Source organism: Neolewinella agarilytica (genome assembly GCF_900110645.1).
GTDB classification, from domain to species: Bacteria; Bacteroidota; Bacteroidia; order Chitinophagales; family Saprospiraceae; genus Neolewinella; species Neolewinella agarilytica.
In genome coordinates, this window is sequence record NZ_FOFB01000018.1 from 87,392 (window position 1) to 112,220 (window position 24,829).

Here is a 24,829-nt window from a genome sequence, read left to right on the forward strand (position 1 = left end):
CGTTTTCTACTATGTTTGACGCTATTATCAGGTTCTCGCTTGAGAACAAACTGATCGTGCTGATCGGCGTTTTTGCCATCAGCATCATTGGTGTTTTCTCCGCTTCCCAGATTCCGCTGGACGCCGTTCCCGACATTACCAACAATCAGGTACAGATCGTGAGCATAGCCCCCACTTTCGCCCCGGAGGAAGTAGAGCAACTCATTACCTACCCGCTTGAATCCTCGATGACCAACATCCCCGATGTAGTGGAAGTCCGGTCAATCTCCCGCTACGGACTATCGGTGATCACCATCGTCTTTGAGGAGAAGGTGGAGGTACTGCGGGCCAGGCAATTCGTTCAGGAGCAACTGAACGTCGCTGCCGGAGAACTACCCTCCGGCGTAGAGACGGAGCTGATGCCCATTACTACCGGACTGGGCGAAATCTATCAGTATGTCCTCACCGTTGCACCTGCGTACGCGCACAAATATGACGCTACGGAGCTGCGTACCATTCAGGACTGGATCGTTAAACGCCAACTCAATGGTACCGAAGGCATCATTGAAGTAAGCAGCTTTGGCGGCTACCTGAAACAGTATGAAGTAGCTCTTGACCCGGTAGCACTCCGCAATTATGGCGTAAGTGTTGAAGAGGTGATTACTGCCCTGGAAGACAACAACGAAAACAGCGGGGGCAGTTACCTGGAGCAAGGCAGCTACTCCTATTACATCCGTACCGAAGGTCGGGTGGGTGCAGAGGAAGACATTATGGCCATCCCGCTCGGAAATGAAGCCGGGCCACCGCTACGCATCCGCGATGTAGCCAGGGTAACCATCGGCAGCGCCAAGCGCTACGGTGCCATGACGATGGACGGCAAAGGCGAGGTCGTTGGCGGCATCACCCTGATGCTGAAGGGTGCCAACTCTTCTGAAGCCCTGCGCAACGTCCGGGAGCGGATGGCAACAGTAGAAGCCTCCTTACCCGAAGGCGTATCCATCTACCCATACCTTGACCGGGCCAGCCTGATCGGCAAGACGATAGACACCGTCCGGACCAACCTGATCGAAGGCGGGCTCATCGTCATCTTCGTCCTCCTCCTACTGCTGGGCAACCTGCGGGCGGGCCTCGTGGTGGCCTCCGTAATCCCGCTATCCATGCTCTTTGCCCTGATCATGATGCGCTACTTCGGCATATCAGCTAACCTGATGTCGTTGGGTGCCATTGACTTCGGCATCGTTATTGACGGCGCCGTGATCATTGTAGAAGGGCTGCTACACGCTCTGGCGATCGGCTACGTCGGCCAGCATTTGTCCCAGGCAGAAATGGACGCAGCGGTTCGTAAGTCTACGGGCGAAATCTACCGCTCGGCCGCCTTTGGGGTATTGATCATTCTACTCGTTTTCCTGCCCATTCTTACGCTGGAGGGCACGGAGGGCAAGACCTTCCGGCCAATGGCGCAGGTAGTCAGTTTTGCCATTCTGGGCAGCCTGATCCTGAGTGTCACCTACGTGCCGGTGATGGCTTCGCTGTTCCTGTCCAAAAATATCAAAGCCGAGACCGGCTTTGCCGCCCGCATCATGGCCTGGCTGGAACAGCACTACCGGCCGGTAGTGCGGGCCGCCGTTCGCCATGCAGCCCCTACCCTGCTCATCGCGCTGGTGGTACTGGCAGCGGCACTCTTCGTCTTCAGCCGGATGGGCGGTGAGTTTATCCCTACCCTGGAGGAAGGCGACATTGCCATGCAACAGGCCATCAAACCGGGAAGTTCCTTGCAGGAGAGCATCCATACTTCGACGATGGCGGAGAAAATCCTGCTGGACAATTTCCCGGAGGTGAAGCACGTCGTCTCCAAGATCGGAACGGCGGAAGTACCCACCGATCCGATGGCCATCGAGGATGCGGACATCATGATCATCCTGAAGGACAAGGAAGAGTGGACCTCCGCCGACAACCGGGAAGACCTGATGGCGATGATGAAAGACAAACTGGCCCCCATCAACTGGGCCTCATTCGACTTTACCCAGCCCATCCAACTTCGCTTCAATGAGCTGATGACGGGAGCCAAGTCAGACATCGCCGTGAAAATTTTCGGTGAGAATGCAGAGACCCTGAAAGAAAGCGGCGACCGTGCCGCAGCCATCATTGAAGGCATTGAAGGGGCTGGCGACGTGCGGGTAGACCAAACGGACGGGCTCCAGCAGCTATCCGTCAATTACGACCGGAACCGTATGGCCCAATACGGAGTCACCGTTCGTGCGGCCAACCAACTCATTCGCGCGGCCTACGCCGGGGAGATTGTAGGTAGCGTTTACGAGGAGGAACGAAAATTTGACCTTGTCGTTCGGCTCAACGATCAGTCGCGGCAAACGCTTGACCTTGATCAACTGAGCATCACAGCACGAAACGGCCGGTTAATTCCCCTGAGCGAAGTTGCCTCGGTGGAAGAACGGGAGAGCCCGATGCTGATCTCGCGGGAGCAGGCACGGCGCTTCATCAACATCGGCGTCAACGTCCGTAACCGGGACGTAGCGACGCTGGTAGCCGATATTCAAACGGCGCTGGAGGCAAAGCTGGACTTGCCACCGGGTTACGAGGTTCAGTACGGTGGGCAGTTCGAGAGCTTGCAGTCGGCCCGCGTACGCCTGCTGGTGGCAGTGCCATTGGCGCTGGGGCTCATTCTGTTACTGCTGTACCTGGCCTTCGGCACCTTCCGGGATGCCCTCGTGATTTTCGTTGCGGTACCACTTTCAGCGATCGGGGGAATTTTAGCGCTGGAACTACGGGGAATGCCCTTCAGTATTTCCTCGGGGATTGGCTTCATCGCCTTGTTCGGCATTTCAGTGCTCAACGGTATTGTACTGATTAGCGCGATCAAGCATTTGAAACCCGCTGACTATCCTGATTTTTCCGCGCTCATTACCGATGCTGCGGCCACCCGTTTACGACCAGTATTGATGACAGCGGCCGTAGCGGCTTTCGGTTTTCTGCCGATGGCGCTGTCTAACGGCAGTGGAGCAGAGGTGCAACGCCCCCTGGCGACGGTGGTGATTGGCGGTTTATTGTCATCGACCTTGCTCACGCTGGTGGTTTTGCCGGCACTGTACTACCTGGTGAACCGGAAGCGTTTCGGGGGCGCTGCCGCAGGTGCAATGGGAAGTGTAGTAATAGCAATGCTGCTCTTCAGCCCGGGCCTCTCCGCCCAAACGATCAATAGTTTTCCGGAACTCTTGGACTATGCCCTGGAGCACAATCCTTCCCTGGCCAACCAACAGCTGAGGGTCCGCGCCGAAGCACTTAACCGGCGGTCGATCGGGGCATGGTCTCCGCTGGAGATCGATTACCAGGGCGGACAGATCAACGCCGTTGACTTCGACCATCAACTGAGTGTTCATCAAAATCTGAACCATCTCTTTTCACGAGGGCCTCGCGGGGAGGTCATCGACGCCAGAGTGGCTGAGCTGGAGGCCGAAAACCTCGTTCTGGTCCGGGAGCTGGCGTTCAGGCTACGGAAGTCTTATCTGGAATGGGAGCACCAAAACGCTCTGTTACAGCTGCAGGATTCCCTGGCCCGGCACTATGTACAGCTGACGGACAAGATCGAGCTCCGCCGCCGGGCGGGTACGCTGGGCGTGATCGATGAAGAACTATTCCGGCAGGAGCTACGCAACCTCCGTCAGCAAGTAGTCGCAGGCGAGCAAAGCGTGGCAGCGGCGGAGGCAGAGCTGCGCCTCCTTGCTCTCTTACCGGATTCTTTGCACCTGCGGCCGCGCCCCCCGAATCTGTTAGTCGTTCCGGAAGAGGATACTGCCGAAAACCTCTACCTCACCGCTCTTGATCGTCAACGCGACCGGCTGGACAAAGAAACCGCGCTCACCAACCGCCTGGAACGCCAACCGCAACTCTCCGCCGGTTACTTCCTGCAGACCATCGAAAAGGACTTCGCCTTCCAGGGCCTGGCCATCGGGGTGGGTTTACCGCTCGACCGGCGCAACCAAAAAGTCCGCTCAGAGCAGGCAACACTACAACGGGAAACGCTGAACAACCAGAGCCGGATGATCACCGACCGCTACACCACCCGCCTGGGCAGCCTGCGCGCGCAAATCGCGCAATTGCAGCCCGCCATTGCTGCCTACAAGCTGGCCAATGACGCCAGCAATGCCCGAATCAGCCAGATCGCCCGCCTGCAATTCGAGCAGGGCGCAATTGACTTCCTGACCTTCAGCCAGCTAAGTCAACGGGGCTTCGACGGCCGTCGCCAATACTTACAACAACTCCATCAACTTAACCAGCTGGTCATTGAACTGAGCTACCTCCAAAACCAGTTTTGATCATGAAGTACCTGATCTTTTTCCCTTTGGCACTTGTCTTACTTCCTGGTTGCCAGCCGGACGAGCCGGCAAAAGCAGCAGCGGAGACGACAAAAGTCGCAGCCACCAACGAAGCCATCACCACCGGGCCGCTGGCCCGGCGGACGGTCAGCAATTCCATTGCCTGCACCGGTACGATCGAGATTCCTCCTTCGGACCGTCTTTCCGTTCACTCCCGCACCACGGGGCAGGTCTCCGGCCTGCGCCTGATTCCGGGAGATTACGTCCGTAAAGGAGCATTGCTTTGCCGGATTTCCAACCCTGAATTGATTCCCCTACAACGCCAGTTACTGGAAACCAGCGCCAGCCTGACTACCGCACGGCAGGCCCTGGAGCGGCAAAAGATCCTCAGTGCCGGGGACGCAACAACCGCTGCCGCTTTACAGGACAGCAAAGGCCGGGTGGCATTGCTGACGGCTACCTACAAAGGCCTGAAGACTGAATTGCAACAGTACGGCATCGGGGTCGATGCGCTGGAAAAGGAGGGAACTTTTCAAAGTACCGTAGGAGTATACGCCCAGGCTGCGGGCTTCATCCATGAAGTCACCGTTAATGAAGGCCGGATGGTTTCCCCCAGCGATCAGTTGATGGAAATTGCGGGAACGGACCATCTCCACCTGGAGCTGATGGTGCCCTCCCAGCAGATCGGGCGATTGCAAAAGGGACAAACCGTCAACTATACCTTACCCTTTGAGGCGAAGACCGGAACGGCAAGGATTGAGAAAATCAACCCGATGGTAGACGATGCCTCCTCCAGCCTGCAGGTTCATTGCCATTTCGAGGGCACAGATCGGGAGAAGTTACTTCCCGGTTTGTTCGTCAATGCCACTATTCTCACCGGCAGCCAGGAGGTCTACGGCTTACCGCTGGACGCGGTAGTGAAAGAAGGACAGACCTATTTCGCTTTCCAGATGCGGAACGGGAAATACGAGAAAACCGCTCTGCGGGACGCAGAGGTGGTGGAAGATTTCGTCACCTTCTCTAATCCGTCAGACGGAGAGTGGGTGACCGGCGGGGCATACTATTTAGGGGAGTAGTGTGGCCTTGAAGCCTGCTGGCTTACACCCGGTTCTGTTCATCCGGGAAAGCCACCTTAGGCTCAAAAGCCAGGGCTTCCTCCGTTGTCATGTAGCCATAGGCGATGATGATCACCAGGTCACCGACCTGGCAGCGGCGGGCGGCAGCACCGTTAAGGCAGATAATGCCCGAGCCTTCTTCTCCCCGAATGGTGTAGGTTTCAATCCGTTCACCGTTGTTATTATTAACGATCTGGACTTTCTCTCCTTCAATGATGCCAGCGGCATCCAGCAGCAGCCCATCAATAGTGATGGAGCCCACATAATTGAGGTTCGCCTCCGTAACGGTGGCGCGATGAATCTTGCCTTTAAATCTCTGAATAAGCATAAGTCGACAAATTGGACTAAAATAGTTAGCGTGACAATGATTCTGACGAATAGTCGCCGCCATGGAAACATAAAAGACTGTTAAGGGTTGACCTCTTCCGCCAGGGATGGCACAAATAATCGGTTATCGATCAAGCGAACGGGTCCGCAGCGGACGGCGGTAGCGACCACGATTTCCCGCACCGGCGCTCCGTTTTCGTAGGGCAGCAGCGTGTCTCCGTCACAGATTTCCACGTATTCGGGGGTTAGCATGGGGTGAAGGCCCAACTCCCGCAGGGCAATTGCCTCTAACTCCCGGGCGGGCCAGCCTGCCGCCAGCCCCGCTGTCACGGCAGAGAGATGGCGGTTAATGGTTGCAGCGGCGACCGTTTCGGGAATACTGAGCCGGCGGTTACGGCTACTCATGGCCAGGCCGCTGGCTTCCCGTACCGTTGGTACGATGAGCAATTCCACCCCCAGCTTCAACTGGGAGATCATGGATCTGACGACAGCTACCTGTTGGTAATCTTTTTGCCCCATGACCAACGTGTCCGGCTGAACAATTTCCAACAGACGGCTAACGACCTGAGCGACACCGTCAAAGTGTCCCGGCCGGTTAGCGCCTTCCATCCGGGCGGTGAGGCTGCCGAAGTCGAGCCCGGCCGTCAGGCTTTCGTCCGTGCCTCCGGGGTAGACATCCGCTACTTCCGGCAGGTACAAAACGTCACAACCATGTGCCTGGAGCAGGGCTGCGTCCGCTTCCGGGGTACGGGGGTAGGCGTCCAGGTCAGCCGATTCATTGAATTGGGTAGGATTGACGAAAATGCTGGACACCACAATATCGTGACTCGCCACGGCGGCCGAGATCAGGGCCATATGGCCATCGTGCAATGCTCCCATGGTGGGCACAAAGGCTACGGAACCTGACCGGCTGGAAAGGGCCGCGCGGAGTGCGGCAGCGGTAGTAATGGTTTGCATATAATTTTTTGAAGCAGGGCGCAGACGCAGGTGCAGAGGGAAGGTATTAAAAGCAATGAGGAGAAGCCCACACTGCCTTTTGAAGACAGAACCCTGCACCTGCGTGCGCGCCCCGAAAGGCCCGGGAAGGTGATCCTGAACTTTTCAAAACGGCGCGAAGATAGTCCGTGTCCATTATATTTCGTAAATTTGCACCCGGCTAAGGCCGGAGGTCGGCTTGCAATGGCAGCCCGACTCTCTAAAACTGAAATGATACCGCCAGCGATATGAGTAAAAAGAAGGTGCTAATTGTCACCCAGGAAATGGAACCCTACACGATCGCGAAAGATATTTCGACGACTGTTCGGGCCCTGGCTCCCCACCTCCAGAAGAACCAGATGGAAATTCGCGTATTGATGCCTCGTTATGGCACCATCAATGAACGCCGCCACCGTCTTCATGAAGTAGTTCGCCTTTCCGGTATGAACATCATTGTTGACGACAACGATTTCCCCCTCATTATCAAGGTTGCTTCACTACCGGACAAAGGTGTCCGGATGCAGGTTTACTTCCTCGATAACGAAGATTTTTTCAAGCGCAAGTTTGTTCATCATGATAAGGACGGCAAGCCCTTTGATGATAACGCCGATCGTACTGCCTTTTTCTGTAAGGGTGTGATTGAAACCGTTAAGAAGTTTGGCTGGCCGCCAGACATCATTCACTGTCACGGTTGGATGACGAGCCTTATTCCTTTCTATCTCCGTACTGCTTACCAGACCGAGCCCCTGTTCAAAGACAGCAAGATCGTCTACAGTCTCTACCAGAGCGAAGCCGAAGAGCACATTGATCCTGAGTTCGCCCTTAAGGCAAGCATCAATGCGCTGGCTGAAGAAGACCTGGCGCCTTACATGCATGAAGGCAAGCCGGACCTGCACGCAGGGGCTATCCAGTTCGCTGACGCCGTGATCAAAGGCTCCGTGGAGATCAATGAACGTAATGCAGCACTTTTGGCAGCAGCTGAAATCCCCGTTCTCGACGTTCAGGGAGAAGATGCTCCGGCCGCCAGTGTAGAATTTTACAAGAGCCTTCTTGAAGAAGAGGTCGCCAAATAAATGACCGTCCGTTAAAAGACACTTCTGTTCCCTCCCCGGCCAACCGGAAACGGGTTTCGGGTGTCTTTCCCAGGCAAACAAGTCCTTTTCTTCCGGAAAAGGACTTGTTTTAGTTTGGCAGTGTTGATTTGCCCCAATGCAACAAGTACAGTGTAATATAAGTATTCGCTGATTTCTGCTTGGTCTTTTGCCTGCTGGCGTCATGAAAAAACAGGTCCGTCCCGCAATACTGCGGGATGCATCTATTTTTTCATCTAGCCAGCAAACAAAATCCCGGCGCAAAAACCTAACTCAACTTATGTTACACTGTACTAGTACTACAACACTATCCTACTACCTTACTACTATACTAACTCTTGCCCCCTCCCATCGAATGAAACTCAATTTTCTCTACCTCTTTTTTGCTACCGCTTTACTTTTGGTATCCGCCTGTACAGAACCCATCACTGTAGGATCTGATTTACTGGAGGAAGACCGGGCTACGCTGGGGCAAATTACTGATCTGACGTTCACCACGAAAGTAGTGGAAGACGACAGCTTGCTGGCGTTTGACTTTGTCGATAACCTGACCCTCGGTACGCTTACTTTCGGACAGCTAACCGACGATGTTTTCGGGCAGTGGAAACATGGCATCTACATCGTCCCGACCCTGCGTCGTAATACGGCGGATGGCCAGATTGCCCGGCCTGCCTTTGCTGACGACCCCAGCGTAATGGTGGATTCTGTAGTGCTTATTCTTCCCCTTGATACTCTTGCAGGGCTCTACGGAACCAATAACACTTTTGAGTACAGGCTTAAAGGCTTAGGAGGAACGATCGTTGATCAACTTCGCAATTACTATTCCAATGATCGCCTGACGGTTGACTTTAACGATTTAAACCGGGACAATTCTTTCACGGCGGTACCCGAGGCGACGCTGGTATACGATACTTTGATTGGTGGCGGAGATTCTCTGCCTCACGTTAGAATTGCCTTTGACGATCAGTTCCTGACGGAACTCAACCAAACACCAGCCTCAACCTTCGACAGCGACACCGCCTTCTGGCAGTTTTTGTCCGGAATGTTTCTGGAACCAACGGCTGAATCCGGAAGTCTGCTCCCGATCAAATTTCAGCGAACGGGTGAAGTTTCCCGGGCCGAGATGTATTTTTTCTATCCTGACACTTCCGATCAGTCGCCTACTTTTTACCGGGCACCGCTGTCTTTATGGCTGCCCAGCTACCAAAAGAACTATGCCGGCTCGGTGGCCGGAGACAAGCTTCGTACCGGGATAGACAATGAACAGGCGCTGATTGCCGGCCAGGCCGGCCTGCTGACGGAAATTAATTTCCCCAACCTTACGGACTTAGAAAACACCGTTATCAACCAGGCGGAGCTTACCTTCTATGTAGATGAGATAGAAGGATACGATTACGACACCTACCCCATCTCGACCTTTGTGGCCTTATACTATCTGGATAACGATGGTAACCTGACTCCTATTCAGGACCGTCAAAGATTGGGTAACCCTAACTCCAGTGCTGCCGTCCGGCAGTTCCTCGGTGGAGATCCCCAAACGGATGACGATGGAAACATCTTCTTCCAACCCCGGATTTCCGTTCATATGCAGCAAATGGTGGATGGTGTTGTCCCTTCCACTATATACCTGAGGGTAGTCCCCATTGACCAGGATCCTTCTCGTGTAATTCTACGAGGCCCGGCAGCAAGTGTACGTCCGGCTACTGTTAAAGTTACCTACACCAATCTTGATTAAGAGCGAGCCTGTTCTTTTCAGCAAACTAAGGATCAACCTATAGCGTTACTTCTCGGGGTCTCCTCCGTCGTACTATGAAATAAAAGACCATCCTAAAGACTTTACTATGTGTGGAATCGTAGGCTACCTTGGCCATCGTCAAGCTGACGAATTAATCATTAAGGGCCTTGAACGGCTTGAATACCGTGGGTATGACAGTGCTGGCATTGCTATCATTAATGGCTCCCTTACTGTTCATAAGAAAGCTGGAAAGGTTAAGGCACTACGTAAGCTCATCAAAAATACGGATACCAGCGGCACCGTTGGTATCGGCCACACCCGCTGGGCGACCCACGGAGAGCCTAATGACACCAATGCTCACCCCCATACGGGCGAAAACAGTCGCTTAGCTCTCGTGCACAACGGCATTATTGAAAATTATGCCGTTCTTAAAAATGCTCTAATTGCTGAGGGTCATTCCTTTCTTAGTGACACGGATACTGAGGTGCTCGTTCACCTGATTGAACAAATACAGCAGGAAGGGAATCTTTCACTCGAAGAAGCCGTTCGCCTGGCACTAACCCGAGTGGAAGGAGCCTACGCTATTGCTGTCATCGACCGGGAGAACCCGGACATCATGGTTGGCGCCCGTAAGGCCAGCCCACTGGTTGTAGGCATTGGCAAGGATGAATTTTTTATCGGGTCAGATGCGTCTCCCTTTCTGGACAGCACCAAAAAGGTCGTCTATCTTGACGACAATCAGGTGGCTTCCATTTCGTTGAAAAATGGTCTTCAAATCCGAAATACTGATAATGAGGAGCAACCGCCCTTTATTCAGGAACTGGACATGCAGATCGAAGCCCTCGAAAAAGAAGGTTACGATCACTTTATGCTCAAGGAAATCTACGAGCAACCGAAAACTATTCTGGACGCTATGCGCGGCAGAATTAACAGTAAAGACAGCCGGGTAGCTCTCCGTGGCATCGAAGAATATGCTAATCGCTTTGTGCGGGCCGACCGGATTATCATCGTTGCCTGTGGCACTAGCTATCACTCCGGTCTTATCGGTGAATATCTGATCGAAGACCTTGCCCGGATTCCCGTTGAGGTAGAATACGCCAGTGAGTTCCGGTACCGTAATCCTATCCTGAGTGAACGGGACATCGTTATCGCTCTCAGTCAAAGTGGAGAAACGGCCGACACGATGGCAGCGCTTGAACTCGCACAGAGAAAAGGAGCGATGATCTACGGCATTGTCAACTCGGTAGGCTCCAGCATCGCACGACTGACCGATGCTGGCAGTTACATCCACGCAGGCCCCGAAATTGGTGTTGCCAGTACTAAAGCCTTCACCGGCCAGGTAACGGTTCTTTCTTTGCTGGCCCTTACCCTGGCGCGCAAGCTCAGCACCATCAGTAATACTTATTTCCAGCGCTTAGTGAGTGAACTGGAGCTCATCCCCGGCAAGGTGGAAGAAGCTCTGAAAGCTAACGATCACATCAAATACATTGCCGGTGAGATCAAAGATCATCACAATGCACTGTACCTCGGGCGTGGATACAACTTCCCCGTTGCACTGGAAGGAGCCCTGAAACTTAAAGAAATCAGCTACATCCACGCAGAAGGTTACCCGGCTGCGGAGATGAAGCACGGCCCCATCGCCCTGATTGATGAGAATATGCCCGTCATCGTGGTAGCTACCAACAAGAGCGCCTACGAAAAAATCGTCAGTAACGTACAGGAAGTCATTGCCCGCAAAGGCCGTGTCATCGCGGTGGTGAATCAGGGTGAAGAAGCTATTAGTAATATAGCCGATCACGTTATTGAAATTCCTGACACAGAAGAGCCCTTCAGCCCCTTATTGTCGGTTATCCCCCTTCAACTTCTCAGCTACCATATCGCCGTAGAGTTGGGAAGAAACGTTGATCAGCCCCGCAACCTCGCCAAGTCCGTAACGGTAGAGTAAACCCGCTGTTTTTTGAATAATCACAGCACTCGCTATTTTAATTTTGTGGCAGCTATCTTAGCGCGCCCTTTAAAAGAGTGAACACCTCGAGGAAAGCCGACCTAAATACGGTTTTCGCCAATAAGCGTTAGCGTCTAAAAAAGGACGCCGCGAATGTTTACAAGAAAACCCGGCCCCGGCTCGGTTTTCGTCCAAAAATACTAACCATGGAATGGGATATCGCCTATAATACCACGCAGGATGAACTCGTCATCAGTGAATACGGCCGTAACGTTCAGGAACTCTTACGCAATGCCAATAGCGTGGAGGATGATACCGAGCGGCAGGCCTATGTAGAACGGGTCATTAAGCTGATGTTACAGATGGATCCGGGGATTAAGACCCAGGAGAACTATCAGGAACGGCTTTGGCGTCATGCCTTTTTAATTGCCGGCGAACCACTCAGAGTTACGATTCCCGAAGGGATCAGCCTGGACAAGGAAACCGAGGTAGAACAGCTCGAGCGCCTGCCCTACCCTGATCAGACCAAGTCCCGTATGCGGCACTACGGTCAAAATGTGCAGCAGTTAATCAAGTCTGCTATTGCGCTGGAAGACGGTCCGGAAAAAGATCAGGCAACTTACGCCGCAGCTTATTACATGAAGGTTGCCCTCAGCTCCTGGAACCAGGGCAAGTTCGTCAATGAAGAAATGATTCGTAAGGACCTGTACGAGATGAGTGATAAACAACTCGTCTTGCTCCCCGATGTTAAAATCGGAGTTCCCGGCCCTAACCAGCCTGCACAACACGACAACCTTCGTAAGAAAAAGAAAAAGAAGAAGAATAACCGCCCTAAGCAGAACAACTACGCCAACAAGAGTCGTAACAGCCGGAGTAAGCGGCGGCGGTAACTTCCCCTTTTGCTCTAGGTGATCTTCTTCATGCACTCCTCCAGGGCCTCCCGCCAATGGCGGGGAGGGCCGGCATACGCTGCAATCTTTTGCGTATCCAATACGCTGTAAGACGGGCGCTTCGCCGGGGTTGGATATTGCTCCGTGCGGATAGGTTTTAAGTGACAATCGATTCCCGCTTTCTCGAAAATTGCGTGCGCAAAATCGTACCAGGAAGCCACACCGCTATTCGCAAAATTATAAATACCCGAAGGCGCTTCGCTGGCGGCAAGGGACAGTGCTGCCGCAGCAAGATCGGCGGCATAGGTAGGTGAGCCAACCTGATCGGCTACGATACTCAGGCTTTCCCTCTCCTGCCCTAAACGCATCATGGTCCGGAGGAAATTATGGCCGTACTCCGCATAAACCCAGCTGGTTCGAATAATCCAGGCATCAGGGTTGTGTCGCATGATCTCATTCTCTCCTTCCAGTTTCGTGCGGGCATACACACTGGTTCCCAGTGTACGGTCTGACTCCCTCAGCGGGCGGTTGTATCCGTCGTCGTACACATAATCCGTAGAAAAGTGAACAAAGCCAACACCTCGTTGATGGCAGGCTGCCGCCAGGCGGGCAGCACCTTCTACATTTACCTCTCGGGCTTTATCCGGCTCGCTTTCCGCCCGATCCACTGCCGTATAAGCGGCAGCATTAAAGCAGATATCAGGCTTAGCCTCAGCAAAGGCCGCCCGTAAATCCTCTGGTTTGGTCAGATCAAGTGCTGAGCGGTTATAGGCAAATATGCGCAGCTCTTTACTCGCCCGGGCAGCACCAATAAGTTTCTGCCCGAGTTGACCGCCGGCACCGCAGATCATGATTCTTTTCATCTGTAGCGAAGATAGGTTTAAGCCGGACTTCGTGAGCTTTTGTTTGTCGGATTTTGGTCAGCTTTTCGGGTGCAGGCATTTCAGCAGGCTCGGCGCGGTCCGCAGGTGCAGGGGATTGGTTGAGGGGCAGGGTGTAAAACAATGCAGGTCATATCGAACTAAAATGTCTTTACCTTCGCCACTGATGACTGAAGACCAACGTAACGATGCCTTCCGTAAATACTTCTACCGTAAGCTGAATCGCCTTCGGGATAACGAAGATTACACCCCGCAGGAACGCTGCCTGGCACTCCGGCGCTTCCTGCTGGAGCTCTTTGAGCGAGCGACGGAGAAAGACCAATTGCATTTCAGTACTAACTTCTCCCGGATTAGCTACGCGGCGCACAAGTTCGGCATTCCGGCTACGCATATTCATCAGGAGCGGCGCTTCCGCAGCCGCCGCCTCTCCCGGCTCTCCGCGGAAGACATTGACAAGCAGCTCACCACCGGCTATCGCCTGGCTACGGAACTCACCCGCGCCCTCTTCGGCGGCGCAGTGCCCGAAGACTGGGTGAGCTACCTGACCCTTCCCTACCCTTTCCCCTACGTTAAACCGGAAGTAAAAGACCGTTTTGCCCGCCTGCGTGTCCTCGCCGTGGAAATTGAGCCGGAAGAAGAACTGCTCTACGTCCGGGAAGAAGCCCGCCCCGAAAGCGTATACAGTATCCCCTTTGGTGCGGAGGAGGTGAATAACCCGTTCGTCGCTCAGGCACTCGCCATTGTTCGAAAAATCAGCGGACTCCCCGTTCTGCTCAACTTAATTAATGCCGAGTTGCGGAGCGACGGGCATCTGCACCCCGCCCAGATCGTCGTACAGCCGGATTACCTGATCGACGTAACCGCCGTAGCGGAAAGCTTTGAATCGGACAAGAGCTATCAGCCCTGGAGCAATATGGCCCGTAAGCTGGTGCCCATGCGAACGGCTCTGCCCCTCGTACGGGGTAATCTCGTCAATTACTTTCTTGACCGGCTGGTGGAAAAGCCCGACGTTACCTTCAAAGAACTACTAGCTAACATTTTCCAGACCCAGCCACTAGCTCTTTGCCTCTTCGAAGACCGGGAAATTACGGACCTGATTGCCCAGTTGAAGCACCACTTCGTCAGCCTGCAAAAGTTCGTTAATCAGGAATTGGCGCGCATTGACGTCAACCGGGAGTCCATTCTTCTGGAGCCCTCTTTCCTGAGCCCAACCTACGGTGTGCAGGGCCGACTGGACTTGCTGCAAGCAGGCGCCACCAAAGCAGACCCAACGACTATTGTCGAGCTAAAAACCAGTAAATACTGGAAGCCGAACAAGCACGGCATCAACCAGACGAACTACATACAAACTTTGCTCTACGATCTGATGATCAACGAGGCACTGGGTGAAGGAGCCAACGTACGGTCCTACATTCTGTACAGCAACGACTTTGAAAACGGGCTCAAATATGCTCCGCCGGAATATCAGCAAAAGCTGGAAGCCATTGCCGCAAGAAACCAGCTACTGGGCGTTGAACTCCTGATCGGGAAACTCGGCGTGGAGGCCGGGAAAGACCTTGCCAAAGAGACCGATGCCCTGATCAGCCGGCTGAACCCGGCCAAAATCCCCAGCCTGGGAACTTTTTCCCGACGGGACCACGAAAAAGTACTCGACGTCTACGGAAAACTCAATGAGCTGGAGCGGCGGTACTTTGGAGCTTTCCTCGGCTTCACGGCCCGGGAACAGCAACTCTCCAAAACCGGTGAACAGCGGCTGGAGAGTATCAATGGGCTGGCCAGCCTCTGGCTGGAGGAACGGGAAGACAAGATCGAACGCTTTGAGCTGCTCGACGGGCTAACCTACGCTGCCTACGACCCCGAGACGGCCATCCTCACCCTGGCCCGTCCGGCGGAGGACGACCGGTTGGTCAAGTTTCGGCAGGGAGACATCATTGCTCTTTACGCAACTGCCGAAGAGGCCGCCCGGCCGCAGGACGCCATCCGCTCTCAGATTCTGAAATCGACCATCATCGAGATCAGCCCAAGCCAGGTACGGCTGCGGCTACGCAGCCAGCAACTCAATGATGCAGCCTTCCGCAGGAGCGGCTTCTGGAGCATTGAAAAAGACGTACTGGACAGTAGCTTCCGCCACCACTACCAGGGCCTGCTTACCTGGGCATCGGCTCCCGTAGAGCTACGCCGCCAATGGCTGGGCCAACGCCCTCCGGGGCAGGCTCCGCCGCTCACATCAAGCATTGCCGACGGTCTCACCGAAGAGCAAAACCGCATCCTGCAGACGATCATCACTGCGCCAGATTACTTCCTCCTCTGGGGCCCGCCCGGCACGGGAAAGACGAGCCAGATGCTGCACCACCTCGTAAGGCACTTGCTGGACAACAGCCAGGAAAGTCTCCTGCTCGTCGCCTACACTAACCGGGCGGTAGACGAAATCTGCGAAAGCATCGAACGGATCGTTACGCCGGAGGGGGAGTCTTTTACTAACTACCTGCGCATTGGTAGTCGCTACGGGGTATCCCCTCGCTTTGAGGAAAGGCTGCTGCAGGTGCAGAGCCAAAAGATCAATAAACGGGCGGAATTGCGGGCATTGATCCAGCGTACCCGCATCATCGTCAGTACCGTGGCGAGTGTGGGGGGTAAGAGTGAGCTGTTTCAGCTCAAGCAGTTTGACCGGATCATTGTGGATGAGGCCAGCCAGATCCTCGAACCGTTGCTGGCGGGCCTGCTACCGCGTGCCCCGAGGGCCTTACTCATCGGTGATCACCGGCAGTTACCTGCCGTAGTGCAGCAACGCCCTGCGGAGACGAAAGTATCCGACGAAGCGCTGATCGACATCGGGCTGAAGGACCTGGCGACCAGCCTCTTCGAACGCCTGTTCCTCACGGCCCAGCGCAAAGGCTGGACCTGGGCCTACGACCAACTCCGCCACCAGGGGCGGATGCACGAAGACATTATGGCCTTTCCGGCCAGGCACTTCTACGACGGGCAACTGGAAATTTTACCGGAGAACATTCCTCACCACCAAACTCAGCTCCAGAAACTCCCCCCCGCACCTGCGGCCGCGCCCCTGACCACTCGTCTCGGCAGCCATCGCCTCCTCTTCCTCGAAACCCCACCCGACCACCGCAACGCCGACCCCAAGGTGAACGGACACGAAGCGGAGCTGATGATTCAACTCATCGCTGGCTTCACCGAACTATATGCAGATACCGAGCGCCCCATCGCCCCGGGAGACATCGGCATCATTACCCCCTACCGGGCGCAGATTGCGCACATCCGCCGGCACCTTCACGATGCAGGCCTCGCCGCCGAAAATTATATGGTGGACACCGTGGAGCGCTACCAGGGAGGTGCCAAACGCATCGTACTCATATCTCTTTGCACCAACGAAGACGCGCAGATCCAGATGCTCTCTCAGGTCAGTGAAGAAGGGGTGGACCGCAAGCTGAACGTAGCCATGACCCGGGCACGGGAGCACCTCGTGATCGTCGGCTGCCCGGAAATTCTGCGGCAGAGTATGGTGTATGGGGAATTGCTGGATTTTATTGGGGAATAGTATTTTGGTTCTTTGGTTCTTTGGTTCTTTAGTTCTTTGGTTCTTTGGTGTTTTGGTCCTTTGGTCCTTTGGGGCTGCCGCATATTGGAGGCGTTGGGAGGCTGCTGCGCAGCGAGGGGGTCCACGCCGAGGAGGAAAACGGGAAGGCGCTCTGACTCCTTGAGTTATTCAACTACATCCCGGCAGCCAGATAAAACACCACCGTCATATAGGTCCAGAAGCCAACTGCCACCACGTGAATGAAGGTCTCAAATCGTTTTCCCCGCCACAGCTTTGGGGAGTAAACGAAAAACTGAAAAACCAGTCGAAGGGCCCAGAAAACCGACAGGCCAAGACAGATTTTGCGGCCTAATGGTGTAGTGGTTAGTTCTTCTGCAGAAGTGAAACACAGCAGGCCAATCGCAAACACTGTGATGGCGATAAAAATCATGTGGGTCTGCATCATCTGCCGGTTCATCAGGCTGAGGGGCTTCAGGTCCCGCTTCCAGTCGAGGTGCCCCGGAATAAACACGTGAAGCAAGGACAGGAATAGTAACAACCCACCAATAATTTTAAGATGTAGCAGCATTCGGGCTTAGGGTGTATTTGACAACGAAGGGGTTAATCCGGGTCCTGGTCACGTCTTCAAAGCCCGCCGAAGAGAAGGTAAGCTGCCAGTTGGCATCAGAGATAAAGTGAAGGGCCCCAAAGGAATAAGCCAGATAATTGGCCGTATCGCGCAGATGTTCTACGACGATAATTTTCCCGTCAGGCTTCAGACTTTCCCGCAGTACCCCAAAAAAATTAGCTCTTTCCTCCGGGTTCCGGATTTCGTGAGCGGCGAAGAGCAGGAATATGAGGTCGGTCGAATGCGCTGCCAGCGGCAGCTGGCTGGTAGTGATAAGTTCCGTTCCGGGATAAGGCGGATAGATTTTGCGGGCGCGTTTTATGGCGGGTTCCGTGTGTCGTTCGGGATCGTAAAAATCGAAAACGCGAAGTTTCGCGCTGGGGAAGCGAATGGCCAGTAAGCTGCTGGTCTCGTCAAAACCAGCGTTGATATTAACGATGTTTTTGGGTTGCCCGAAATCTCCCAGCCAGTCCAGTCCATAAAGATCGGAGCCATCGTAAACGTACCAGGAAACGAGTAGTGAAGTGAAGGTGGTAAAGAGCACAAAAATGGCAATAAGTCCGCCGAGTAAAATGAACCGCCCGCCCAGCCAGGTCGCCAGCCACATGCCTGCAAACACGCCGGCGATGGCCAGGACGTAAAACGGCCAGTTGAAGCGAATGATATTCCGAAGCCCCTGCAGAGGTGTGCGTGTATTAACCATCATAGTTTTTCGGCTTCCAGAGTTTCCACGACTCCTTTTTTCCAGGAATAGGGAATGTTTTCGACGACAAATGCGCTGGCAAGGGTGGCGTACGGCCAACCTCGTTTTTCCAGCCAGGGCAAGGTAAGACTTTCAACCGCTACCGGGCGGGGTTGCCAGTTTTGGCGGCGACCTTCGACGATGAGCATTTCCCGTGTTTCCGCGAGGTAGGTAAAGGTGAACGGCAGCGGACCGGCGAAGCGGCGGGCTTCCTTCCAGTTCGCGAAGGGAGAGCCGGGCGGCAAAGCAGGATCTTCGGCGTAGCGAACGCTGACCTCAAAGCTCTCGCTGGCGCTGGACACGTGATAATGGTCGGCGGTTTTCTCTTGTTGTACGGAAATTCTCGAGTAATTGTAGTGCGTCATCAGGTTACCGAGCAATGCCATCTGGCGGCTATCCGTCTGGGATTCCAGAATATACAGGCCTCGCAGCCGTTTACCCGCCTGGTTCCCGTAGCGGGTAAAGATGCGGTAACCGACCAGGAAAAAATCATTCCCGAGAAAGGCGGGCATTATGCTCGGCCGCAGGCTTTTGGTCTGCACCATAGCGACGGCAACGAAGGCGTGCTCGTTGTTGAAAGTATCGAGTTCCAGCGGCGGCGGCAGGAGAGTTTGCAACTCCCCGGGCGGCAGGGCGAAGGTGAGCACCAACGATTGGTTGAAGTGGGCAGAGACGGGGAAAGGGTGGCGCTTACGCAGGTGCATGGGGAGGTATTGGGAGGCAAAGCAAGTGGAAGGACCTGGGATTCGTGCTCAAGATGACGTGACATGGCTCGTGCTTTGCACTCGTACTCCCCGGACTACGGGGAAGGCTCCGCCTTCGCCTTCGTCCGGGGCTAAGGATGTTTGACCACTCCGTGGTCAGCCTTAGCGACAAAGGCGTGGTAATAGATCACGCCACAAAATAAGACGGCGAAGACCGGGTTAAGATAGCCCCAAAGTAATAGTTCCGGCACGAGGACACTCTCCAGGGTATTCATCGTCAGGATGATGGCGATCTGGAGGATCGCCGTGGGTTTCCGTTGCCGGTCGAGGACGATCCATACCGCCATAGCGATCTCCGACAGGCCAATGAGGATGGTGAGCGGCCGGGCGTAGCCCGGGCCGAGGATATTAGCGACAATCTCAGTGTGACGGGGCACGAAGTTCAGAACTTTGGCAAGGAGGCCGTTGGCGAGCCAGACGAGGGCGATGAGGTGTTTCAAGTTGCAAGTTTTAGGTTGCAGGTTGTGAGATATATGCTACAGGTATTTGCCTACCCACAAGATATTAGTATTACTTTTCAGCCATTCTAATTGCTTCTGATTAAGATACGCTACACCAAAGCTGTTGCCATAATCTGAAGTGTCACCAACCGTATAAAAAGAGCGGGGAAGTTGTAGCGTTGGAACTATCTTTCTAAGCTCTTTCAGAAAATGGCTATAAAAACCACTCCTACTGTTTTTTACGGTGGATATTTCTATCGACGTACCGTTCAGGTCAAACATCAGCAAATATCCACCATCTTCGCCACGGTCTATTTCTTTGAAATTAGAAGGATCAAAATCACCTCTACTCGCTTTGGCTAGTTGGCGTAAAAGATCTGAATATCTTTCTTTACTGCCTAAATCAGGTTCTTTCTGAACGATATTATACGCTATCAGCAAACTGCGCATTGTTTTTATGGTATCCTTCGCCTTCTTGAATGATGCATCCATTGGTATTAGCCCAAGTTGCTGAGCTTCCCCCAGCATCTCTTTCACCACGTTGGGGCTCATGGATTCCTCCGGGTGGGGACCAGAAAAGTACCCCGTTTTCGTCAATTCCTTAACTGGGCGATACTGCCTTCGGGTGAGGTAAGCGAAGCCGACAGATTCACGCCCCCTCATTTCTTCTGGCTTAAAAAAATACAAGCGGTAAAGCGCATCCTTTTTCTTAAGCGCTTTATTTAAAACTGAAATGATGTAGGAGGTGAACTCAGTCTTCGGATCCCCTGAATCCGTCATAGTGTTTCTGTACAACAAGTAAGCAAACGTATCAGACACAATGGTGCCGTCGACACTTAAGTCAACAGTTATCTGTAACTCTTTACCATCATTTTCTTCTACGATGCTGGTCGACACACCAGTCAGCTCAATTCCGGTTACCGGACATTCGCTCAAAATATTTTGATAAATCTCTCTAAAACCATCATCAGGGTCTGTTGCCACCTCTTCCGTGTAAAATGTTTTTGAAAATTTGAAGTAAGGTAACAAGTCAAAATGATCTACATTTTCCAGATCCGTTGCAGCCGGTGAACCAATGAAAGAATCCCTAAATATATTCTCTGACTGATACTGCCTGATGCGTTCCTCCTGTTCTCTTCGCTTACCGGGTAAAAGCGCGGCCTCTCTTGCCAAAAAGGAATAATATAAAAGTACCATTGACTCTGGCACCACCTTCCCCCTAAGCTGAGCCATGACCGTCATTTCGCTTTTTTTGGGTACTATGCCCAATTCGAGTAGATCTGTATTCAGCTTATTTATTTTATCTATTTGTTTCTCCCTATCGGGGTAAAAACTGTCCGGATTACCAACCGAACTCATGAGCATATTCGCAGCTCCACGGTGACCTTCTCCCGGATAGGGAAACTCCATTCTTTGAAATAGCCTATACGCAGAGCGATCAGCTAAATCACTCAATAAATACATTCGAAAAGGCACTTCATTTGCGATGGCCTTGTATTCCAGCAGGATGGATGCGGTATCCGTATTATTTAAGTATTCTTTCTCGATTAGTTGCTTAAGAACAAGCCTTAATTCTTCATTTTGCGCGTTCATAGGAGAAACAAAGAGAGAGGTAATAAATACCAGGGTTAACAAGGTTCGCATAGGTTTAGCCTAAGTGGGTGTTTGGTCTGCTAATGTAGGGATATTTTGGTTGCAGGTTAAAGCCGTTTCCCCGATTCCCGAGGAAGGAGGCGCCGGTTTGAACGCTAACTCAGCCGGCCGACGGCTCAGCCCGCCGATACCCCTCCACCAACTGCACCACCGTTCCGTAATTCAACAGACCGTCGTGTACGCCCTGGGCTTTGAGGTAGGTATTGTAGGTGGCGTTGCGGATGGCGGGGGCGATGTCTTCGAAGCGGGCGGAGTTGGTGTAGATGGCCTGCAAGTCGTTGCGGATGCCGGGGTCGAGGGAGTCAGCGCGCCAGGTGGCGTAGGCTTCTGGCTCGGCCATCCGGAGGCGGCCGGCGATGCGCCGCCAGTAGGCCAGGCGAAAGGCATAGGCCAGGGCGGGGTCTTCCGTCCGCTGGCCGGCGAGCCAGGCCCAGAAGGTACAGGTGCCTTCGTCGCCGAAGCCGTAGGCGTGGGCCAGTTCGTGCGCCATCACGGCGGGCTTCTGCAGCGGGTGAAGGCCCGCGTCGATGTTACTCTCGCCCACCCAGGGCCAGTAGACGCCGGCGGTGCTGAAGCGCATCAGGATGCCTTCGGGCCGAAGCTGCCGGCCCCGGGGCCGGCCGGGATCGGGGTAATCATGGTCTCGCAGCGCCTGACGGACGAGCCCCCGGACGGCCAGGTAAGGGTCTTCGGGCAGGTCTGCGGCGGTAAGCGCGGCGGAGTCTGGCGTAATCTGGCGGCGCCAGTCGGCCAACTCCCGGGCGCCGTCATGGACTCGTTCGCGCAACTCTTCCAGGCTGGGCTGGTAGCGGCCGAAGCCCATTCTTTTGTCTACATCCTCCCGACCGTAGTTGAAGCCCCACACCAACAGAAAAACGGCTACGAGGCCCGCGATAGCGTTCAGTAGCCTTCGGAGAAAAAAGCCGACGGCGGCTCCCCACCCTGCTTCCTTTACCCTTGCCCGGCACCTGCGCACCGTCGCCCATACCCACCAAATGACTAAGGCCCAAAACAGATAATAAAGCGGGAACGGAGAAAGCAATGGCAGGGTAAAATCCCAGCCGTAGCGCAGGATTGGGTACAATCCTCTGCTGTAAACAGACTCGATAAAAGCCGGGGAAGCGAATAAGCGTAAGCCCACCAACAGCAGTGCCGCAAATAGCGGCCACCAGTGGGAAAAAGTCACTTTCAGCATTGAGGGGGTGTCGTTTTGCGTCACTTAGGGATCGGGATTTGTCTGTCCATTAAACTATGAGAATTTTGCCGTTGTTGTATGAACGTGCGAATTGCACAACAAGGATAAAATAATAAAATAATGGCTTTCGAATTCACAGATGCAAACTTCAAGGAAAAAGTAACCAGCGGAGTTGCTGTCGTAGACTTTTGGGCAGAATGGTGTGGCCCTTGTCGCATGATCGGCCCCGTTATCGAAGAGCTTGCCGGAGAGTACGAAGGCAAAGTGCTCGTCGGTAAGGTCGACGTGGACGAAAACGCTGAGCTCAGCCAGCAGTTTGGCGTACGCTCTATCCCGACAATCCTCATCCTGAAGGACGGAGAGGTCGTGGATAAGCACGTGGGTGTTACCACCAAGCAGGCGCTGATCGAGAAGATCGAAGCGCAGCTGACGGCGGCTTAGGTCGTTTAAGAACATAGAATGAAGCCCTGCTTTCCGGAAGGAAGGTGGGGCTTTTGTTTTTTGGGGGCTGCTGCGCAGTGGAGGGTTTCACGCAGAGTGGCGCGGAAGGAGGAGAGGGACGCAGAAGGCGAAGGGGCTGCTGCGCAGCGGAGCCTCCCCATTTTACTCCTGACCACTAATCTCCCCCAGGTTTTTGCGCAAACTCGCCAGCACAAAATCGTGTTCCTGCTGGATTCCCCAGCCTTCCAGCGGTTGCCAGTAGGCGCGGGGGTGCAGGGTGGATTTATAGGAACTCGTCCGGGTGATTTTCGTTTGTCCGTCTACTCGCTCAAAGGTGTAAGTCGCGTCCTGAAATTGAAACCATTCGCGGCTGGTGAGGGTGTAATCCACGACGTCCATCTCCAGCACTTCCCCCTTTTCGTAGCGGGTGATTTCTGCAATAATTTCCCCGTTCTTAAAGAGGCAATGCCGCTGGGCGCCGACGGTATCGGCCGCCAGAATGCAACGATATGGAGAGGGCAAACCCAGCCAAATGCCCCAGGGCTTTTCGGCATCGAGTTTATCCATCGCTTTCACCTGATCGAAGACGAGGTCTGCCGGATAGGGCAATAGCACGGAGGTCTCAATCTCCACTATTTCCGGCTCGGGTAGTAGTGCCTGCTCGATGGGGTTTGTCAGTAGAAGCACGAGTAAGGGCAGTAGAGAAACCAGCAGGTGATCCGTCGGCTTTTTGGGTTGTCGGCTGTCAGGGATGAGCCACCGCCGGAAACCATAACCGATCAGCATCATGATCAAAAAGATGGGCAATGCCATCGCTACGCAGACCAGGCCTTCCAGCGCTCCGGCGAGTAGAAAGCCAAAGAATATCAAGCCCCCAAAAAGCAGGCTCATCATTCCTCTGGTGCGTTTGTCATGGGTGCCGATGGAGAAGCCGACCATACAGGGAAACAACACAAAAAAGGCGCTGCCATAGTCTGCCCAGCCGGAATGCAACAAGAGGAAACCGGCAATCAGGGTGAGCGCAGTAATCGCCCAGGCGTATTGGTTAAGAGGGTTCATTTTCCGAATTTTTTGGGCACTTCAGCAGGTGCAGGGAAAGGTTAGGCTAAGCGTCGCCCTCCTTCCCAGATGGTGATTCCGTAGGCGACAACTATCCCCCACCCTGCTGGCAAGACCGCAAGAGCAATGGCGGCCATAAACAACACGGTCACCAGGTGACCGAGGAAGGTCAGTCGCTCCCGGTGCACCAATAAGCCAACAATCAAAGCCAGACCGAAGCCCATCAGCAGGGGAACGAACGGAACCCCCAGCAGGGCGATGAGCACCACCATCAGGCCAATGTACGCCAGGCGCCAGGCCGGATTAAAATCCGGCGCACAATCAAAGCCTTCAGCCGGGGGTTTTGTGCCAGCAATTACACGCCGGTTGTAAGTAATGAGCCAATAAAGGGGTTTCAGGGCCGCGATAAAAACGCGGCTTCTCAGAAGGGGACGAAGTAAGGGGAAGGCATCAGCGATCACGGTGGTCATAGCGTCCAGGCCGTAGCGGACTTCTCCGGTTTCGCTATCCACTAAAGGTATTTCGTGTCGGCCGCGGTCCAGGTCAAGCGTGGGGAGTTCTCCGGTTGCCAAACGGCTGAAAGCCTTACGTTTACTCCAGCTTAAACGGGTAAAGGCGCCAGTATAGGCCTTGCACATCGGGCAGGCATCGTCGTAGAGAAAGGTGTAGTTAGTCATGTCTTCAGGGGTTGATGACAAGACAAAGGTAGGGGAAAATTTTAAACTTTCAATTTTTTCTGAAAGTTTTGAATCTTTGATTCTTCGACTAAAAATCCCCACTAACTGATCGGTTAGCGGGGATCTCACCGTAAGAATAGCAGTTTTGATTTCAACTACGCTTTCTGAGTTTAATACCGGTGACATAAGTTTCTACAAACTGCTGAACGAAGGTTTTCTTGCGTAATACATCTCCGTTTATATTGGCTTTAGTTTGGTCAGGCAGTAACTCTACGTAACAACCACCATACTCCTGAACGCCCCAGCAATTAGGACAAGCTAAAGAGCTCTCAGGATTTGCCGAAAGGAAATTGCTTTTAGCATAAAACATATTTCTGAAAAAGGTCATGATGAAAATATTTTGGTGTGAAAAAATTAGAAGCACATAAT

20 protein-coding genes are annotated in these 24,829 nt (G+C 53.8%); 8 read left to right on the top strand and 12 right to left on the bottom strand.

Annotated elements, in window-relative coordinates:
- Positions 1-11 precede the first annotated feature (11 nt).
- Together BM123_RS15915 and BM123_RS15920 are read left to right on the top strand one after the other, a co-directional pair.
- Positions 12-4,310 carry a CusA/CzcA family heavy metal efflux RND transporter gene (locus BM123_RS15915; protein WP_090170308.1) on the top strand — a complete coding sequence of 1,433 codons (4,299 nt, stop codon included), beginning with the start codon at positions 12-14 and terminating at the stop codon, positions 4,308-4,310.
- Positions 4,311-4,312: 2 nt separating this feature from the next.
- Positions 4,313-5,386: an efflux RND transporter periplasmic adaptor subunit gene (locus BM123_RS15920; protein WP_090170310.1), complete on the top strand. Its 1,074-nt coding sequence runs from the start codon at positions 4,313-4,315 to the stop codon at positions 5,384-5,386.
- Between the two features lie 22 nt (positions 5,387-5,408).
- Here BM123_RS15920 and panD read toward each other — a convergent pair whose 3' ends face one another.
- The gene (panD, locus tag BM123_RS15925; protein WP_090170312.1) at positions 5,409-5,753 is read right to left on the bottom strand and encodes an aspartate 1-decarboxylase; all 345 of its coding nucleotides are present in this window, start codon (positions 5,751-5,753) and stop codon (positions 5,409-5,411) included.
- 80 nt (positions 5,754-5,833) lie between these two features.
- Positions 5,834-6,709, bottom strand: a complete 876-nt coding sequence (gene panC, locus BM123_RS15930) for a pantoate--beta-alanine ligase (RefSeq protein WP_090170314.1) — start codon at positions 6,707-6,709, stop codon at positions 5,834-5,836.
- 266 nt (positions 6,710-6,975) lie between these two features.
- Here panC and BM123_RS15935 point away from each other — a divergent pair, with 266 nt between their 5' ends.
- The 4 genes from BM123_RS15935 to BM123_RS15950 all read left to right on the top strand — a co-directional run bounded on the left by BM123_RS15935 (position 6,976) and on the right by BM123_RS15950 (position 12,388).
- On the top strand, positions 6,976-7,800 hold the full coding sequence (locus BM123_RS15935; protein WP_090170317.1) for a glycogen/starch synthase: 825 nt from the start codon (positions 6,976-6,978) through the stop codon (positions 7,798-7,800).
- Positions 7,801-8,173: 373 nt separating this feature from the next.
- Complete coding sequence (locus BM123_RS15940) at positions 8,174-9,553, top strand: DUF4270 family protein (protein WP_175489421.1); 1,380 nt, start codon at positions 8,174-8,176, stop codon at positions 9,551-9,553.
- A 106-nt stretch (positions 9,554-9,659) separates the two neighbouring features.
- Positions 9,660-11,498: a glutamine--fructose-6-phosphate transaminase (isomerizing) gene (gene glmS / locus BM123_RS15945; RefSeq protein WP_090170321.1), complete on the top strand. Its 1,839-nt coding sequence runs from the start codon at positions 9,660-9,662 to the stop codon at positions 11,496-11,498.
- A 206-nt stretch (positions 11,499-11,704) separates the two neighbouring features.
- Positions 11,705-12,388, top strand: coding sequence for a DUF4290 domain-containing protein (locus BM123_RS15950; RefSeq protein ID WP_090170323.1), 684 nt, complete (start codon positions 11,705-11,707; stop codon positions 12,386-12,388).
- Between the two features lie 14 nt (positions 12,389-12,402).
- On the opposite strand, the gene rfbD is transcribed toward BM123_RS15950, so the two are convergent.
- A complete protein-coding gene (gene rfbD, locus BM123_RS15955) occupies positions 12,403-13,251 on the bottom strand; it encodes a dTDP-4-dehydrorhamnose reductase (protein ID WP_090170325.1) in 849 nt (282 codons plus the stop codon).
- Positions 13,252-13,435: 184 nt separating this feature from the next.
- On the opposite strand from rfbD, the gene BM123_RS15960 reads away from it, so the two are divergent.
- A complete protein-coding gene (locus tag BM123_RS15960) occupies positions 13,436-16,822 on the top strand; it encodes an AAA domain-containing protein (protein WP_175489422.1) in 3,387 nt (1,128 codons plus the stop codon).
- Between the two features lie 172 nt (positions 16,823-16,994).
- Here the strand turns inward: BM123_RS15960 and BM123_RS15965 are convergent, their stop codons facing one another.
- The 6 genes from BM123_RS15965 to BM123_RS15990 all read right to left on the bottom strand — a co-directional run bounded on the left by BM123_RS15965 (position 16,995) and on the right by BM123_RS15990 (position 22,223).
- Positions 16,995-17,390: a hypothetical protein gene (locus BM123_RS15965; protein WP_090170329.1), complete on the bottom strand. Its 396-nt coding sequence runs from the start codon at positions 17,388-17,390 to the stop codon at positions 16,995-16,997.
- Positions 17,374-18,135: a class I SAM-dependent methyltransferase gene (locus BM123_RS15970; protein WP_090170331.1), complete on the bottom strand. Its 762-nt coding sequence runs from the start codon at positions 18,133-18,135 to the stop codon at positions 17,374-17,376. Before BM123_RS15970 ends, BM123_RS15965 begins: the two co-directional genes overlap by 17 nt.
- Positions 18,132-18,875, bottom strand: a complete 744-nt coding sequence (locus BM123_RS15975) for a DUF2071 domain-containing protein (RefSeq protein WP_090170333.1) — start codon at positions 18,873-18,875, stop codon at positions 18,132-18,134. Before BM123_RS15975 ends, BM123_RS15970 begins: the two co-directional genes overlap by 4 nt.
- A 131-nt stretch (positions 18,876-19,006) precedes the next feature.
- A complete protein-coding gene (locus tag BM123_RS15980; RefSeq protein ID WP_217642174.1) occupies positions 19,007-19,375 on the bottom strand; it encodes a DoxX-like family protein in 369 nt (122 codons plus the stop codon).
- Between the two features lie 36 nt (positions 19,376-19,411).
- Positions 19,412-21,010, bottom strand: a complete 1,599-nt coding sequence (locus BM123_RS15985; protein WP_139211913.1) for a hypothetical protein — start codon at positions 21,008-21,010, stop codon at positions 19,412-19,414.
- A gap of 118 nt (positions 21,011-21,128) precedes the next feature.
- Positions 21,129-22,223, bottom strand: a complete 1,095-nt coding sequence (locus BM123_RS15990; protein ID WP_090170341.1) for a DUF3810 domain-containing protein — start codon at positions 22,221-22,223, stop codon at positions 21,129-21,131.
- 120 nt (positions 22,224-22,343) lie between these two features.
- Here BM123_RS15990 and trxA point away from each other — a divergent pair, with 120 nt between their 5' ends.
- Positions 22,344-22,664, top strand: a complete 321-nt coding sequence (gene trxA / locus BM123_RS15995; protein WP_090170344.1) for a thioredoxin — start codon at positions 22,344-22,346, stop codon at positions 22,662-22,664.
- 162 nt (positions 22,665-22,826) lie between these two features.
- Here trxA and BM123_RS16000 read toward each other — a convergent pair whose 3' ends face one another.
- The 3 genes from BM123_RS16000 to BM123_RS16010 all read right to left on the bottom strand — a co-directional run bounded on the left by BM123_RS16000 (position 22,827) and on the right by BM123_RS16010 (position 24,788).
- Entirely contained in the window at positions 22,827-23,723 is an 897-nt protein-coding gene (locus BM123_RS16000) for a hypothetical protein (protein WP_090170347.1), read from the bottom strand.
- Positions 23,724-23,764: 41 nt separating this feature from the next.
- Complete coding sequence (locus BM123_RS16005; RefSeq protein WP_090170349.1) at positions 23,765-24,400, bottom strand: thiol-disulfide oxidoreductase DCC family protein; 636 nt, start codon at positions 24,398-24,400, stop codon at positions 23,765-23,767.
- 151 nt (positions 24,401-24,551) lie between these two features.
- Complete coding sequence (locus BM123_RS16010) at positions 24,552-24,788, bottom strand: hypothetical protein (protein WP_090170351.1); 237 nt, start codon at positions 24,786-24,788, stop codon at positions 24,552-24,554.
- Between the last annotated feature and the right edge of the window lie 41 nt (positions 24,789-24,829).

Coding starts and splice junctions, on each gene's coding strand:
- BM123_RS16010 (WP_090170351.1), bottom strand. CDS start 24,788: ATGACCTTTTTCAGAAATATGTTTTATGCTAAAAGCAATTTCCTTTCG.
- BM123_RS15950 (WP_090170323.1), top strand. CDS start 11,705: ATGGAATGGGATATCGCCTATAATACCACGCAGGATGAACTCGTCATC.
- panC (WP_090170314.1), bottom strand. CDS start 6,709: ATGCAAACCATTACTACCGCTGCCGCACTCCGCGCGGCCCTTTCCAGC.
- BM123_RS15935 (WP_090170317.1), top strand. CDS start 6,976: ATGAGTAAAAAGAAGGTGCTAATTGTCACCCAGGAAATGGAACCCTAC.
- BM123_RS15990 (WP_090170341.1), bottom strand. CDS start 22,223: ATGCTGAAAGTGACTTTTTCCCACTGGTGGCCGCTATTTGCGGCACTG.
- panD (WP_090170312.1), bottom strand. CDS start 5,753: ATGCTTATTCAGAGATTTAAAGGCAAGATTCATCGCGCCACCGTTACG.
- glmS (WP_090170321.1), top strand. CDS start 9,660: ATGTGTGGAATCGTAGGCTACCTTGGCCATCGTCAAGCTGACGAATTA.
- rfbD (WP_090170325.1), bottom strand. CDS start 13,251: ATGAAAAGAATCATGATCTGCGGTGCCGGCGGTCAACTCGGGCAGAAA.
- BM123_RS15960 (WP_175489422.1), top strand. CDS start 13,436: ATGACTGAAGACCAACGTAACGATGCCTTCCGTAAATACTTCTACCGT.
- BM123_RS15975 (WP_090170333.1), bottom strand. CDS start 18,875: ATGCACCTGCGTAAGCGCCACCCTTTCCCCGTCTCTGCCCACTTCAAC.
- BM123_RS15920 (WP_090170310.1), top strand. CDS start 4,313: ATGAAGTACCTGATCTTTTTCCCTTTGGCACTTGTCTTACTTCCTGGT.
- BM123_RS15940 (WP_175489421.1), top strand. CDS start 8,174: ATGAAACTCAATTTTCTCTACCTCTTTTTTGCTACCGCTTTACTTTTG.
- BM123_RS16005 (WP_090170349.1), bottom strand. CDS start 24,400: ATGACTAACTACACCTTTCTCTACGACGATGCCTGCCCGATGTGCAAG.
- BM123_RS16000 (WP_090170347.1), bottom strand. CDS start 23,723: ATGAACCCTCTTAACCAATACGCCTGGGCGATTACTGCGCTCACCCTG.
- BM123_RS15915 (WP_090170308.1), top strand. CDS start 12: ATGTTTGACGCTATTATCAGGTTCTCGCTTGAGAACAAACTGATCGTG.
- trxA (WP_090170344.1), top strand. CDS start 22,344: ATGGCTTTCGAATTCACAGATGCAAACTTCAAGGAAAAAGTAACCAGC.
- BM123_RS15970 (WP_090170331.1), bottom strand. CDS start 18,135: ATGATGGTTAATACACGCACACCTCTGCAGGGGCTTCGGAATATCATT.
- BM123_RS15965 (WP_090170329.1), bottom strand. CDS start 17,390: ATGCTGCTACATCTTAAAATTATTGGTGGGTTGTTACTATTCCTGTCC.